At 70.4% G+C, this 13,373-nt stretch carries 15 protein-coding genes; 4 read left to right on the forward strand and 11 right to left on the reverse strand.

Annotated features, from left to right (window positions below; all coding sequences use genetic code 11):
* Positions 1–130: 130 nt before the first annotated feature.
* From ACGFYP_RS23015 to ACGFYP_RS23030, 4 genes are all read right to left on the reverse strand, one after another.
* Positions 131–988 (reverse strand): MetQ/NlpA family ABC transporter substrate-binding protein, encoded by an 858-nt coding sequence (locus tag ACGFYP_RS23015; protein ID WP_393496571.1) that lies wholly within the window; start codon positions 986–988, stop codon positions 131–133.
* Between the two features lie 81 nt (positions 989–1,069).
* Positions 1,070–1,738: a methionine ABC transporter permease gene (locus ACGFYP_RS23020; RefSeq protein ID WP_393496574.1), complete on the reverse strand. Its 669-nt coding sequence runs from the start codon at positions 1,736–1,738 to the stop codon at positions 1,070–1,072.
* Positions 1,735–2,829 carry an ATP-binding cassette domain-containing protein gene (locus ACGFYP_RS23025; protein ID WP_361966575.1) on the reverse strand — a complete coding sequence of 365 codons (1,095 nt, stop codon included), beginning with the start codon at positions 2,827–2,829 and terminating at the stop codon, positions 1,735–1,737. Before ACGFYP_RS23025 ends, ACGFYP_RS23020 begins: the two co-directional genes overlap by 4 nt.
* Before the next feature lie 340 nt (positions 2,830–3,169).
* Positions 3,170–3,817 (reverse strand): HAD-IA family hydrolase, encoded by a 648-nt coding sequence (locus ACGFYP_RS23030; protein WP_393496578.1) that lies wholly within the window; start codon positions 3,815–3,817, stop codon positions 3,170–3,172.
* A gap of 71 nt (positions 3,818–3,888) precedes the next feature.
* On the opposite strand from ACGFYP_RS23030, the gene ACGFYP_RS23035 reads away from it, so the two are divergent.
* Positions 3,889–4,251, forward strand: coding sequence for a hypothetical protein (locus ACGFYP_RS23035; protein ID WP_384516131.1), 363 nt, complete (start codon positions 3,889–3,891; stop codon positions 4,249–4,251).
* Positions 4,251–4,682: a hypothetical protein gene (locus tag ACGFYP_RS23040; protein WP_393496582.1), complete on the forward strand. Its 432-nt coding sequence runs from the start codon at positions 4,251–4,253 to the stop codon at positions 4,680–4,682. The genes ACGFYP_RS23035 and ACGFYP_RS23040 overlap by 1 nt, the downstream gene beginning before the upstream one ends.
* Here the strand turns inward: ACGFYP_RS23040 and ACGFYP_RS23045 are convergent.
* The 3 genes from ACGFYP_RS23045 to ACGFYP_RS23055 form a co-directional block, all read right to left on the reverse strand.
* Positions 4,679–5,161 carry a GNAT family N-acetyltransferase gene (locus tag ACGFYP_RS23045; protein ID WP_393496586.1) on the reverse strand — a complete coding sequence of 161 codons (483 nt, stop codon included), beginning with the start codon at positions 5,159–5,161 and terminating at the stop codon, positions 4,679–4,681. The genes ACGFYP_RS23040 and ACGFYP_RS23045 overlap by 4 nt on opposite strands.
* 17 nt (positions 5,162–5,178) lie before the next feature.
* Positions 5,179–5,721: a sigma-70 family RNA polymerase sigma factor gene (locus ACGFYP_RS23050; protein WP_361966563.1), complete on the reverse strand. Its 543-nt coding sequence runs from the start codon at positions 5,719–5,721 to the stop codon at positions 5,179–5,181.
* 152 nt (positions 5,722–5,873) lie between these two features.
* On the reverse strand, positions 5,874–7,076 hold the full coding sequence (locus tag ACGFYP_RS23055; RefSeq protein WP_393496590.1) for a glycerophosphodiester phosphodiesterase: 1,203 nt from the start codon (positions 7,074–7,076) through the stop codon (positions 5,874–5,876).
* A 224-nt stretch (positions 7,077–7,300) separates the two neighbouring features.
* On the opposite strand from ACGFYP_RS23055, the gene ACGFYP_RS23060 reads away from it, so the two are divergent.
* Positions 7,301–7,972, forward strand: a complete 672-nt coding sequence (locus ACGFYP_RS23060) for a lysophospholipid acyltransferase family protein (RefSeq protein ID WP_361966559.1) — start codon at positions 7,301–7,303, stop codon at positions 7,970–7,972.
* A gap of 83 nt (positions 7,973–8,055) precedes the next feature.
* Here ACGFYP_RS23060 and ACGFYP_RS23065 read toward each other — a convergent pair whose 3' ends face one another.
* Together ACGFYP_RS23065 and ACGFYP_RS23070 are read right to left on the reverse strand one after the other, a co-directional pair.
* A complete protein-coding gene (locus tag ACGFYP_RS23065; RefSeq protein ID WP_393496593.1) occupies positions 8,056–9,600 on the reverse strand; it encodes an MFS transporter in 1,545 nt (514 codons plus the stop codon).
* A complete protein-coding gene (locus tag ACGFYP_RS23070; protein ID WP_361963491.1) occupies positions 9,597–10,148 on the reverse strand; it encodes a helix-turn-helix domain-containing protein in 552 nt (183 codons plus the stop codon). Before ACGFYP_RS23070 ends, ACGFYP_RS23065 begins: the two co-directional genes overlap by 4 nt.
* A gap of 85 nt (positions 10,149–10,233) precedes the next feature.
* On the opposite strand from ACGFYP_RS23070, the gene ACGFYP_RS23075 reads away from it, so the two are divergent.
* Positions 10,234–10,626, forward strand: coding sequence for a hypothetical protein (locus ACGFYP_RS23075; protein WP_393496597.1), 393 nt, complete (start codon positions 10,234–10,236; stop codon positions 10,624–10,626).
* A gap of 11 nt (positions 10,627–10,637) precedes the next feature.
* On the opposite strand, the gene argH is transcribed toward ACGFYP_RS23075, so the two are convergent.
* The gene (gene argH / locus ACGFYP_RS23080) at positions 10,638–12,065 is read right to left on the reverse strand and encodes an argininosuccinate lyase (RefSeq protein ID WP_393496600.1); all 1,428 of its coding nucleotides are present in this window, start codon (positions 12,063–12,065) and stop codon (positions 10,638–10,640) included.
* 82 nt (positions 12,066–12,147) lie between these two features.
* Positions 12,148–13,341, reverse strand: coding sequence for an argininosuccinate synthase (locus tag ACGFYP_RS23085; RefSeq protein WP_393496603.1), 1,194 nt, complete (start codon positions 13,339–13,341; stop codon positions 12,148–12,150).
* Between the last annotated feature and the right edge of the window lie 32 nt (positions 13,342–13,373).

Below are 13,373 nucleotides of genomic sequence, written 5' to 3' on the forward strand. Positions count from 1 at the left end.
TGCAGCATGCTGCTGTCGGTGTGCATGACCGGGTCCGATGTGGCGTCAGATGACGGGGCGTAGGACGGCGAAGGCCCCGCGCACCGGACCGGGTGCGGGGGCCTTCGGCACAGGAACCGTACGGCGGGCCTTACTTGGCGACGGCGCCGAAGGCCGGGATGACCGAGCCGTTGTAGGTGTCCTCGATGTACTTCTTCACCTCGGGCGAGTTGAGGAGCTTGGCGAGCTTCTGCACGCGGGCGTCCTTCTCGTTGCCCTCCTTGACGGCGAGGAAGTTGGCGTACGGGTTGCCTTCGGACTTCTCCAGGGCGATGGCGTCCTTGGCCGGGGAGAGCTTGGCCTCGATGGCGTAGTTGCCGTTGATGACGGCGGCGTCCACGTCGTTCAGGGCGCGGGGCACGGTGGCGGCCTCCAGCTCCTTGAACTCCAGGCCCTTCTTGTCCGTGATGTCGGAGAGCTTGGCGTTGGTGCCGACGCCGTCCTTGAGCGTGATGAGACCGTTCTCGGCGAGCAGCTGGAGCGCGCGGCCGCCGTTGGTGGTGTCGTTGGGGACGGCGATGGTCTGGCCGGCCTTGATGTCCGAGAGCGCCTTGACCTTCTTGGAGTAGAGGCCGAGGGGCTCCAGGTGGACGTTGACCACCGGGACGACGTGGGTGTTGTTCTTCTTGTTGAAGTCGTCGAGGTACGGCTTGTGCTGGAAGAAGTTGGCGTCGACCTGGCCGGACTCGGTGGCGGTGTTCGGCAGGACGTAGTCCGTGAACTCCTTCACCTCCAGCTTCAGGCCCTCCTTCGCGGCGAGGTTGTCCTTGACGTAGTTGAGGATGTCGGCGTGCGGCGTCGGGGACGCGGCGACGACGAGCGGCTTGTCGGCGGAGCCGGCCGAGTCCTTCGCGGAGGACGGGTCGGAGGCCGTGCCGCAGGCGGTGAGGCCGAGGGCGAGCGCGGCGGTGGCGGCGATACCGGCGGTGAGCTTGATGTTCTTACGCACGAAAAGTGCCTCTTTCTGGTGGTGCGGTGGACGCCTGGACAACAAGTCCGGGCTCTTCTTCGAAGAACGAAGTCTGTGGGGTTACGCGGTACGGCCCCGGCGGGCGAGGAGCCGGACGGCGAGGTCGCCGATGAGCTGGACGACGGTGACGATCGCGATCAGGACGACGACGGTGACCAGCATGAACTGGGTGTCGAAGCGCTGGTATCCGTAGGTGATCGCCTTGGAGCCGAGGCCTTCGCCGCCGACCGCGCCGGCCATCGCGGAGTAGCCGATGAGCACGATGACGGTGGTGGTGGTCCCGGAGACCAGCGAGGGCAGCGCCTGCGGCAGCAGCACCTTGCGGATGATCGTCGGCACCGAGCCGCCCATGGACTGGACGGCCTCGACCAGGCCGTGGTCGACCTCGCGGATCGAGGTCTCGACGAGGCGCGCGAAGAACGGGATGGCGCCGATGGCGAGCGGAACGATCATCGCGGTGGGGCCGATGAAGGTGCCGACGACGAAGGTCGTGAAGGGGATCAGGGCGATCAGCAGGATGATGAACGGCAGCGAGCGGCCGATGTTCACGATCACGCCGACGACCTTGTTGACCACGGTGTTCTTCAGCAGTCCGCCCTTGTCCGTGAGGACGAGGAGGATGCCGAGCGGCAGTCCGCCGAGGACGGTGACGACCGTGGCCCACAGGACCATGTAGAGGGTGTCGACGGTGCCCTGCTCGAGGAGGGGCTGCATCTCCGACCAGGTCACTTGGCACCTTCCTTGACGAGTACGGCGCCGGCGGCGGCGTCCTCTTCGACGACGTCGACCTGGAGTCCCTGCTCGCGCAGGAAGCCGACGGGCACGACGTTCTCCTCGTATCGGCCCGGCAGTTCGATCCGCATCCGGCCGATCTGCTTGCCGCCGACGGTGTCCATGGCGGCGCCGAGGATCGAGATGTCGATGTTGTACGTACGGGAGAGCTGGGAGATCACCGGCTGGGTGGCGGCCTCACCGTGGAAGGTGACGTCGACGACCGTACGGTCGGGACCGGTGGCGGCGCCGCTGACCGGGAACAGCTCGGCGGCCAGCTCGGAGCCAGGGGTGGCGAGCAGTTCGCTCACGGTGCCGGACTCGACGATCCTGCCCCTCTGCATCAGCGCGGCCGAGTCGCAGATCGTCTTGACGACGTCCATCTCGTGCGTGATGAGCAGGACGGTGAGGCCGAGCTGCCGATTGAGGTCGCGCAGCAGCTGGAGGATGGAGCGGGTGGTCTCCGGGTCGAGGGCGCTGGTGGCCTCGTCGGAGAGCAGGACCTTGGGGTTGCCGGCCAGGGCGCGGGCTATGCCGACGCGCTGCTTCTGGCCGCCGGAGAGCTGGCCGGGGTAGGACTTCGCCTTGTCGGCGAGGCCGACGAGGTCGAGGAGTTCCAGGGCGCGGCGGGTGCGCTCGGCGCCGGAGACGCCGAGGATCTCCAGGGGGAGCTCGATGTTGTCCTTGACCGTGCGGGAGGACAGCAGGTTGAAGTGCTGGAAGACCATGCCGATGCTGCTGCGGGCGCGGCGCAGGTCCTTGCCGGCGCGGCGGCCGGTGGAGGCGAGCGCGGTGAGGTCGACGCCGTCCACGGTCACGGTGCCGGAGGTGGGGCGCTCCAGGAGGTTGACGCAGCGGATGAGCGAGGACTTGCCGGCGCCGCTCTGGCCGATCACGCCGAACACCTCGCCCTCGCGGACGTGGAGGTCGACACCGTCCAGAGCGGTGACCTGGCGGCCTCGCGACTCGTAGACCTTGGTCAGGCCCGAAGTGGTGATCACAGGGGTTTCCGTCACTGTCGAGTGCGCGGCGCGGGGTCCGCCGGGCACGGGGCATTCGTCGTTCGGACAGTCAGGCGCAGATCGGCCGCATCGGTGGGTGACCGGAGGCAGCACGTGCGCGGGGCAGGCACGGTCCGTCGCTCGGGGCGTACGGATCGGCTCGGCCGTCGGTGTCTCGCTTCGGGGCGCGAGACGCAGGCGGGGGCCCTCAGAAGGCGCACATTCGACACATACAACGAGCACCGGGCGTCGTGATCGCCTCGGTCGCAAGGGTGCGGCTGCTCGTCGTGGTCATGTCTGCAAGTAAAGCACGCAGGGGTACGACGGCTTCGGGGGTGTCCGAATAGCGGACGCGGTTGAGACAGTATGCGGACACCCCCGGCGGGCGTCAGATGCCGAGGACGATCTCCACTCCCCCGTCCGTGGCCTGCGCGGATACCGCGGAGAGGTCGGTCACGACGAAGTCCGCGTCGAGCTCGGCACGGTCGTGGGTTGTGGCCAAGGCCACGGTCCGCATGCCCGCGGCGCGGCCGGCTGCGAGCCCTGCGGGGGCGTCCTCGAAGACCACGCAGGCGGCCAGGTCGACGCCGAGCTCGGCGGCGGCGAGCAGGAAGGGCTCGGGGTCGGGCTTGCCGCGCGTGATGTCGTCGGCGGCGACGAGGGTGGCGAAGTCGATGCCGGCCTCGCGCAGCCGCGCCTCGCCGAGCGGCCTGGTCGCGGAGGTGACGACGGCCCAGCGGTCGGCCGGGAGGGAGGAGAGCAGTTCCTTGGTGCCGGGCAGCAGCTCGACACCGCCGGGTACGTCCTCGACCTCCAGCTGCTCGATGCGGCGCAGGGCCTCGGGCACCCGGGCGGCGGGCAGCAGGTCGGCGATGATCTCGGCGGCGGGGCGGCCGTGCAGCTCGACGCGGGCGAAGTCCTCGGCCGTGATCCCGTACTCCCCCGCCCACCGGGTCCAGCAGCGGTACACGGACGCCATGGAGGAGACGAGTGTTCCGTCGTTGTCGAACAGGAGGGCTTCCGCGCGTATCTTCATGGCCCCCGACCCTACGGGCCGGGTGGGGGGTGAGCGCATCGGGCCTTTCGGCCCGTAATACCCTCGGGCGCATGCTTGACGCCCTGACGGTCGCGGTCTCGGTGGCCGCGCTCGCCCTCGCCGCCTGGTGCGGCTTCGCCTTCACCCGCGACCAGCCGACCAAGGACTGGCACTTCATCGGCATGGCCGTGGTGACCTTCCTCGCCCTGGTGCAGCTGGTCGTCGGCATCGTGCGGCTCTCGAGCGGCGACAAGGCCGAGGAGGGGACGACGATCTTCGTCGCGTACCTGCTGGGCGCGCTGTGCGCGGTGCCCGCGGCCGGCTTCATGTCGTTGACGGAGCGCAGCCGGTGGGGTTCGGCGACGGTGGCGGCGAGCGGGGTCGTGCTCGCGGTCCTCGAGGTGCGTCTCTTCGACATCTGGACGGTGGGCTGATGACCGCGACGGAGGAGACCGGCGCGGGCACCCGCCTGGTCACGGGCCCCGGCCTGTTGCTGGTCTGGCTGTACGGGGTGATGTCGGTCGGCGCGGTCTCGCGCTCGATCTACCAGATCGCGACCGAGTTCGACCGGGCGCCGCTCGCCTACGCGCTGTCGGCGGTGGCGGCCGTGGTGTACGCCTTCATCACGTACACGCTGGTACGCGGCGGGGAGACGGCCCGCAGGGCGGCGCTGGTGTGCTGCGCCGCCGAGCTGGTGGGCGTGCTGACCGTGGGGACCTGGACGCTGGCCGACCCGTCCGCGTTCCCCGACGCCACGGTCTGGTCGGACTACGGCTACGGCTACATCTTCATCCCGATCCTGCTGCCGGTGACCGGGATCTGGTGGCTGCGGCGGTCGCGGACGACCGCCGCCCAGGCTTCCTAGGCCGCCTTCTCCAGGGTCACGAGCGTCAGTCGAGGCCCGATCTCGCGCGCGGCGACCTGCTCGTACCCCTTGCTGCGGTAGAGGCGGAGGTTGCCCTCGCTGCGGTGGCCCGTGAAGAGCTGGAAGCGCTTGGCGGTGGGCGCCGGGTCGCCGGCGAAGTGGCCCTCTATGGCGTCGAGGAGCCGGCCGCCGAGGCCGTGGCGTTGCATGCGCGGGTGGACGATGAGCTTGGAGATCCGTACGGTTCCGGCCTCGTCGACCCGCCCGCGTACGGAGGCGACGATCTCGTCGCCGAGGCGCGCCACGAGCCCGTGTCCCTCGGCAAGTTCGGCGCGCAGCGCGTCCAGCGTCTGGGTGAGCGGCTCGATGGCGTAGTCGCCGTAGAGCTCGGCCTCGCTCTGGTAACAGAGGTACTGCAGCTTCAGTATGTGCTCCGCGTCCTGCGCGTCAGCCGCTGAGATGGTCACGCTCATGCCCATGTGCGCATGCCTCCCGCTCACCTGGTCCACCGGTCGGTCTCCCGCACCCTTCCCTTCCGGGTCGCCGCGGGAACCTCTGCAGCCAGCATTCTGCGCAGGCATCCCAGGCAACGGGAACGCATGGGCCCCAGACTGCCCTGTGAGATACCCAACTCCCCTGCGATTTCTCGGTAGGTGGGGTCGGCCGGGTCGAGCATCGCAGTGAGCAGACGCGGGCAATGACCGGGGGTGCGACGGACGGCGGCGCGGACGGCGCGGCGGCGTTCGGTCGTCAGGGCGGTGCTCTCGGGGGTGGCGTCGTGCGGCTCGCCGGCCTCCTCGCCCCGGTACGGGCGCTCCCGCAGCGCGGCGCGCCGGGCGCGGCGGGCTTCGGCGCGGACGGCTCGGCGGAGCCAGTCGGCGGGGTGGGTGGGCGCGTCGTCCTTCACGAGGCGCTCCAGGAGCTTCAGCCACACGGCCTGTTCGAGGTCCCCGGCGTCGACGCCGGCAGCCGGGGCCTCGGCCTTCGACTCGGCGGCGAGGAGGGGGGCGAGGGTGCGGAGCAGGTGGGGGTCGGTCATGTCCGGCACGACGGCCCGCCGGCGCGGGCGGTTGCGGTCCCGGGCGTAAACCACCCGGCCGGGCGTTCCGGCCGGGTGGTTTGGGGCTCGGATCCCCGTGGCGCGGGACTCGGACCCCGTGGCACGGAACTCGGATCCCCGTGGCGCGGGGCTCAGCCGCTCGTGGCGTCCGCCGCCGCCAGCAGGGCCGTGTCCGGGTTGTCGGAGAAGATGCCGTCGATGCCCGTGGCCAGGTAGGTCTTCAGGGCGCCGAAGACGTCTCCGTAGGCGTTGGGGTCCGTGCCGCGGCGGAAGTCGGCGGGCAGGAAGCTGTTCTCGTTGCGCTGGGTGTACGGGTGGAGGATCAGGCCCTGCGCGTGCGCGTCGCGCACCAGGGTCGTCGGGCTGCCGAGGCGGCCGTTCGCGTCGCGCGGGACGACCAGGTCCAGGGTGGGGCCGATGCCCTGCGCGTACGAGGCGATCCAGCGCAGGCCCTGCGGGGTGACCAGGTCGGCGACGGTGCGCGGGTCGCCCGCCTGGACGAAGTCCCAGGGGCGGCTGCTCGCGGCGGAGAGCAGCACGACGCGCGGCGAGTTCACCAGCTTCGCCAGGCGCTGGATGCTGCTCGGCTCGAAGGACTGCAGGAAGACCGGGGAGTCGGCGCGGTGCCGGCCGTACCGGCGCAGCAGCTTGGCGAGGGGCTCCTCGAGGCCGAGGCCGAGGGAGCGGAAGTAGGTGGGGTGCTTGGTCTCGACGTGCAGCCAGACCTCGCGGCCCCGGCGGCGGCCCTCGCGCTCGGCCCAGCGGAGGACCTCCTCGAAGGTCGGGATCTGCCAGCGGCCGTCGTAGAGGGTGTTCTCCTGGCGGGTGCCCGGGATGCGCTCCTTGGCGCGGAGGGTCTTGAGCTCGGCGAGCGTGAAGTCCTCGGTGAACCAGCCGGTGTACGAGACGCCGTCGACGGACTTGGTGGTCCTGCGGGAGGCGAACTCGGGGTGGTCGGCGACGTCGGTCGTGCCGGTGATGTCGTTCTCGTGGCGGCAGACCAGGTGGCCGTCCTTGGTGGGGACGAGGTCCTGCTCGATCACGTGGGCGCCGAGGTCGAGGGCGAGCTGGTAGGAGCCGAACGTGTGCTCGGGGCGGTAGCCGCTCGCGCCGCGGTGGGCGATGACGGTGGGGGCGGGGAGCGAGCGGTATCCGCGACCGTGGCCGTGTCCCCCGGCCTGGTTCCCGCCCTGCGCCTCCGCGGCCTGCGCCGTGCCGGCGGCGAGGACGGAGGAGGCGCCGAGGACGGCTGCTCCCGCCACTCCGGTCACCGCCGCGCCCGCCGCTCCGAGGACCGTGCGTCGAGCGGGGCTCGCGTGCTCACCCTGTGTCATGGAGGCTCCTTCAATGTGATGTCCCGCACCTGTCAAACGCCGCTCCGACCCTAGGCATTGACCCCTTCCGTGCGGGAGACCTTGGCCGAACACGGTGGAAACACACGTCAACACTGCGTATCCACTCGGTGAACCCGATGTGCGGACGAGGGTGACCCGCGAGTATCGTCCTCACCTGCACAGCCCCCGTACGACGCCGCCCGCCCCCGACACCGGAGGAACCGTTGTCCCGTCTCGCACTCATCAAGGCAGTGCTCGGACCGCTCCTGCGCCTGATGTTCCGTCCCCGTGTCGACGGTGCGGAGAACATCCCCGGGACGGGTCCGGTGATCCTGGCGGGCAACCACCTCACGTTCATCGACTCGATGATCATGCCGATCTGCATCGACCGCCCGGTCTACTTCATCGGCAAGGACGAGTACGTGACGGGCAAGGGGCTGAAGGGCCGGCTGATGGCCTGGTTCTTCACCAGCGTCGGCATGATCCCGGTGGACCGCGACGGCGGCCGTGGCGGTGTCGCCGCGCTGATGACGGGCCGCCGGGTGCTGGAGGAGGGCCGGATGTTCTCCATCTACCCGGAGGGCACCCGCTCCCCCGACGGCCGACTCTACCGGGGCCGTACCGGTATCGCGCGGCTGACGCTGATGACCGGCGCGCCGGTGGTGCCGTTCGCGATGATCGGCACGGACAAGATCCAGCCGGGTGGGGCGGGGCTGCCCCGGCCCGGCCGGGTGACGGTCCGCTTCGGCGAGCCGATGGAATTCTCCCGGTACGAGGGGATGGACCGCGACCGCTATGTGCTGCGGGCGGTGACGGACTCGGTGATGGCCGAGGTGATGCGGCTCTCGGGCCAGGAGTACGTGGACATGTACGCCACGAAGGCGAAGGCCGCGTAGCCGTCAGGACGTGACAGACGGGTGGGCCCCGCACGGCAGTCTTCGCCGTGCGGGGCCCACCCGTCTGTCGTGACGCTCGCGCGTCAGTGTTCGATGCCGTCCTCCAGCTTCTGGCCCTTCAGGAGGAACCAGGCCGCGGCAGCCGTGGCGAGGAGGACCGCGGCGCCGACGCCCGCCGCCAGGTTCAGGCCGTCGACGAAGGCGTCCTGGGCCGCGGCCACCAGGGCGTTCGCCGAGTCGGGGGCGAGGCCCGCGGAGACCTCGACCGCGCCGCCGAGCGATTCGTGCGCCGCGGCTGCGGCGTCCGCGGGGACGCCCGCCGGGGTCACGAAGCCCTGGTAGACGCCGGTGACGATCGAGCCGAGGAGCGCGATGCCGAGTGCCGCGCCCAGTTCGTACGCGGTCTCGGAGACGGCGGAGGCCGAACCCGCCTGCTCCTTGGGCACGCTGGAGAGGATCACGTCCGCCGTGACGGTGAACGAGAAGCCCGCGCCGAGGCCGACGACGAGGAGGGCCGCGCCGAGCAGCGGGTAGCCGGTCTCCTTGTGGATCACGGTCACCACGGCGAGGGCGAGCCCGATCGCCGCGAGACCGCCGGCCACCACTCCCCGTACGGAGAATCGCCGGGCGTACCGGCCCGCGATCAGACCGGTGACCACCGCGCCGATGGCGGCGGGCAGTTCGGCCAGACCGGCCTCCAGCGGCTCACGGCCCTGGACGAGCTGGAGGAACTGGGAGAGGAAGAAGACCAGCCCGGAGAGGCCGAAGACGGTGAGCAGGTCGGCGAGGACCGCGCCGGAGAAGCCGCGGTGCTTGAAGAGCCGCATGTCGAGCAGTGGTGCGGTCAGCCGGTGCTGACGGCGTACGAAGGCCCACAGGGCGGTGGCGCCGATGAGGACGGCGGCCCCGATCTCCCAGGACAGACCGTGGGAGGCGGCTTCCTTGATGGCGTAGACGACACCGATGACACCGACGAGGGAGAGCCCGACGCTGATCAGGTCCCAGGGGCCGGAGACCGGGTTCTTGGACTCGGGCAGCAGCTTGATGCCGACGAGGACCAGGGCGGCCATGACGGGCAGGTTGATGAGGAAGACCGAGCCCCACCAGAAGTGCTGGAGCAGCGCTCCGCCGACGACCGGGCCGACGGCGGCGCCGGCCGAGGCGGTGGCGCCCCAGATGCCGATGGCGAGGCTGCGCTCCTTGGGGTCGTGGAAGATGTTCCGGATCAGCGCGAGCGTCGAGGGCATCAGGGTGGCACCGGCGACGCCGAGGAGCGCGCGGGCGACGATCATCATCTCGGGGCTGGTGGCGTACGCGTTGAGGACCGAGACGGCGCCGAAGGCGGTCGCGCCGATCAGGAGCAGCTTCTTGCGGCCGATGCGGTCACCGAGGGAGCCCATGGAGACGAGGAGTCCGGCGATGACGAAGGAGTAGATGTCGCCGATCCAGAGCAGCTGGGTGCCGGTCGGCTTCAGGTCCTCGCTGAGGGCGGGGGTCGCCAGTCCGAGGACGGTGGCGTCCACGGCCACCAGCAGCACGGCGAGGACGAGAACGGAAAGGGCGAGCCAGCGGCCGGGGCTCTTCACCTCGGTCCCTGTCGTCGGGTTCAGTTGGCGGGTGCCGCTCATTTCTCCACGCTCCGTCGTGCGCCACCGAGCAGCAGCTCGGTGATCATGAATTGGAAGTCCTTGGCCGCGACCCGGCCGTCCATGACGGCCCAGGCGCAGGAGGAAGCGAGGCCGTACAGGGCCTCGGTGAGCCACGCGGGGCTCAGGTCGATCCGGAAGGTGCCCTCTTCCTGGCCGCGCCTGAAGAGGTCGCTGACGCGGGCGTCGAGCCGGGCCCACCCCTCGTTGACCTGGTCGCCCTCGAAGAGCTGGTTCTCGGTGACGAGGAAGGCCATCAGCTGGGCGTTGGGCTCGAACTCCGCGACGAGCCGTCGGATGGCGTCGTCGGCAGGCCCCTCGCCGAGGTTCGCGGCGTCGAGCGCGGCCTCGAACTCCTCGATGCCCATCGCCTCGAGCGCTCTGACCAGGGCGTCCCGCCCGGCGAAGTGCCGGTGCAGGGTCGCACGGCCGATCCCTGCGGCCCGGGCGACCTCGTCCATGGTGGCGGTCGATTTCCGGGAAAGCAGGGCGGCGGCGGCGCGGAGCACCTGGGCGCGGTCGACTGTCATGAGACAACCATACACCGAATGAGACGCCACTGTCTCATTCGATAAATCCGCGCCTCACCGGATGGCGGGAAGGAATCCTGTGATCATGACGAAGCCCCTGCGGGTCTGGTTGAACCCCGCGCACGGGCCTCAGCTGCTCGCGCTCGCCGAGGCGTACGAGCTGGTGTGGGCGACGACCTGGAAGGGCGAGGCCAACGACTGGATAGGGCCGCACCTCGGGCTGCCCGAGCTGCCGTTCGTCGACTGGCCCCAGATGCACGGAAAGGCCCCCCACGGGACCTTCTGGAAGACGCAGTACATCCTGGAGTACGCGGAGGGGCGGCCGTTCGCCTGGGTGGACGACGACATCACGTCGTACGACCACGCGTACGTGGAGCGGAACCACCTCGCCGCCGCCCTGCTGCTGCACGTCGACGAGCGGTTCGGACTGCTCCGGCCGGACTTCGACGCGCTCGCGGACTGGACGGCGGCGCTGTGACGCTCTGAGGGTTACTTCTTCGCGGTGGCCCAGGCGTGCTGGATCACCAGGTCGGCCTTGACCTCGACCAGCTGGGCGGCGACCGCCGACGGGGCCGTGCCGCCGCGGCCGTCGCGGGAGGCCAGCGCGCCCGGGACGTCGAGGACCGTGCGGACCTCCGGGGTCAGGTGCTCGGAGATCTTGACGAACTGCTCGTCCGTGAGCTCGTCGAGCTCCTTGCCCTCCGCCTCCGCGACCTTCACGCACTCGCCGGCGACCTCGTGCGCCACCCGGAACGGCACGCCCTGCTTGACCAGCCACTCGGCGATGTCCGTCGCGAGCGAGAAGCCGGCCGGGGCCAGCTCCTCCATGCGCTCCCGGTTGACGGTGAGCGTGGCCATCATGCCGGTGAACGCGGGCAGCAGGACCTCCAGCTGGTCACAGGAGTCGAAGACCGGCTCCTTGTCCTCCTGGAGATCGCGGTTGTAGGCGAGCGGCAGGGCCTTCAGCGTGGCCATCAGGCCGCTGAGGTTGCCGATGAGGCGGCCGGACTTGCCCCGGGCCAGCTCCGCGATGTCCGGGTTCTTCTTCTGCGGCATGATCGACGAGCCGGTGGAGAAGGCGTCGTGCAGGGTCACGAAGGAGAACTCCTTCGTGTTCCAGATGATGATCTCCTCCGCGATACGGGAGAGGTTGACCCCGATCATCGCGGTGATGAAGGCGAACTCGGCGACGAAGTCCCGCGAGGCGGTGCCGTCGATGGAGTTCCCCGCCGAGCCCCGCTCGAAGCCCAGGTCCTTGGCGACCGCCTCCGGGTCGAGCCCGAGCGAGGAGCCCGCCAGGGCGCCGGAGCCGTACGGCGAGACCGCGGTACGGGTGTCCCACTGCCGCAGCCGCTCCGCGTCCCGGGAGAGGGACTGGACGTGGGCGAGGACGTGGTGGGCGAAGAGCACCGGCTGGGCGTGCTGGAGGTGCGTCCGGCCCGGCATGGCGACGTCCGCGTGGGCCTCGGCGAGGCCGACGAGCGCGTCCTGGAGGTCGGCGATGAGCCCGCCGATGATCCGGGCGTGGTCGCGCAGGTACATCCGGAAGAGCGTGGCGACCTGGTCGTTGCGGGACCGGCCGGCGCGCAGCTTGCCGCCGAGGTCCGGGCCGAGGCGCTCCAGGAGGCCCCGCTCCAGGGCGGTGTGGACGTCCTCGTCGGCGATCGTGCCGACGAAGGAGCCGTCGGCGACATCGGCTTCGAGCCGGTCGAGGCCGGCCAGCATGCGCGTCAGCTCGTCCTCGGTGAGCAGTCCGGCCTTGTGGAGCACGCGCGCGTGGGCGCGGGAACCGGCGATGTCGTACGGCGCGAGGCGCCAGTCGAAGTGGACCGACGCGGACAGCTTCGCCAGGGCCTCGGCCGGGCCGTCGGCGAAACGGCCGCCCCAGAGCCGGACGTCACCGTTGTTGCTGCTCACAGCTACTGCTCCTCAGGAGGGTGGGTACAAGGCCGCCTCCCCGGTCCCAGCGGTGGGGAGGCGGCTGTGGAACGAGTCGTGGTTACGCGAGGTCACGCCGGGCGGCGATCTTCGCCGAGAGGGCGAAGATGTCGATGAAGCCCTGGGCCTTGGACTGGTCGAAGGTGTCGCCCGAGTCGTAGGTCGCGAGGTTGAAGTCGTAGAGCGACTCCTCGGACCTCCGGCCGGTGACGACGGCGCGGCCGCCGTGCAGGGTCATCCTGACATCGCCGGTGACGTGCTGGTTGGCTTCCTCGATGAAGCCGTCCAGGGCGCGCTTGAGCGGGGAGAACCAGAGGCCGTCGTAGACGAGTTCGCCCCAGCGCTGCTCGACCTGCCGCTTGTAGCGGGCGAGTTCGCGCTCGACGGTGACGTTCTCCAGCTCCTGGTGGGCGGTGATCAGGGCGATCGCGCCGGGAGCCTCGTAGACCTCGCGGGACTTGATGCCGACGAGCCGGTCCTCGACCATGTCGATCCGGCCGATGCCCTGGGCTCCGGCGCGCTCGTTGAGCTGCTGGATCGCCTGGAGGACGGTGACGGGCCTGCCGTCGATCGCGACCGGGACGCCCGCCTCGAAGGAGACGACGACCTCGTCGGGCTCGCGCGGGGTGGCCGGGTTCGCGGTGTACTCGTAGATGTCCTCGATCGGCGCGTTCCAGATGTCCTCGAGGAACCCGGTCTCGACGGCGCGCCCGAAGACGTTCTGGTCGATGGAGTACGGGGACTTCTTGGTGGTCGCGATCGGCAGGTCCGCCTTCTCCGCGAAGGCGATGGCCTTGTCGCGGGTCATGGCGTAGTCACGGACCGGGGCGATGCAGGTCAGTTCGGGGCCGAGGGCCTGGATGCCGGCCTCGAAGCGGACCTGGTCGTTGCCCTTGCCGGTGCAGCCGTGGGCGACGATCCCGGCGCCGTGCTTCTTGGCGGCGGCGACGAGGTGCTTGACGATCGCGGGCCGGGAGAGGGCCGAGACGAGGGGGTAGCGGTCCATGTAGAGGGCGTTGGCCTTGATCGCCGGGAGGCAGTACTCCTCGGCGAACTCGTCCTTCGCGTCCGCGACCTCGGCCTCGACGGCCCCGCAGGCGAGGGCGCGCTTGCGGATGACGTCCAGGTCCTCGCCGCCCTGACCGACATCCACGGCGACCGCGATGACCTCGGCGCCCGTCTCCTCGGCGATCCAGCCGATGGCGACGGAGGTGTCCAGACCACCGGAGTAGGCGAGTACGACACGCTCGGTCACGGGTTCCTCCTTACCTTGCAAGCACTGATGGG

The sequence above is a fragment of the Streptomyces sp. NPDC048370 genome, from assembly GCF_043200825.1.
GTDB lineage: Bacteria > Actinomycetota > Actinomycetes > Streptomycetales > Streptomycetaceae > Streptomyces.

Bases quoted from the DNA above. Each gene is read 5' to 3' on its own strand.
- ACGFYP_RS23050 (WP_361966563.1), bottom strand. From the start codon at position 5,721: ATGACCGACCCCCACCTGCTCCGCACCCTCGCCCCCCTCCTCGCCGCC.
- ACGFYP_RS23070 (WP_361963491.1), bottom strand. From the start codon at position 10,148: ATGACAGTCGACCGCGCCCAGGTGCTCCGCGCCGCCGCCGCCCTGCTT.
- ACGFYP_RS23035 (WP_384516131.1), top strand. From the start codon at position 3,889: ATGCTTGACGCCCTGACGGTCGCGGTCTCGGTGGCCGCGCTCGCCCTC.
- ACGFYP_RS23075 (WP_393496597.1), top strand. From the start codon at position 10,234: ATGACGAAGCCCCTGCGGGTCTGGTTGAACCCCGCGCACGGGCCTCAG.
- ACGFYP_RS23065 (WP_393496593.1), bottom strand. From the start codon at position 9,600: ATGAGCGGCACCCGCCAACTGAACCCGACGACAGGGACCGAGGTGAAG.
- ACGFYP_RS23045 (WP_393496586.1), bottom strand. From the start codon at position 5,161: ATGGGCATGAGCGTGACCATCTCAGCGGCTGACGCGCAGGACGCGGAG.
- ACGFYP_RS23040 (WP_393496582.1), top strand. From the start codon at position 4,251: ATGACCGCGACGGAGGAGACCGGCGCGGGCACCCGCCTGGTCACGGGC.
- ACGFYP_RS23030 (WP_393496578.1), bottom strand. From the start codon at position 3,817: ATGAAGATACGCGCGGAAGCCCTCCTGTTCGACAACGACGGAACACTC.
- ACGFYP_RS23055 (WP_393496590.1), bottom strand. From the start codon at position 7,076: ATGACACAGGGTGAGCACGCGAGCCCCGCTCGACGCACGGTCCTCGGA.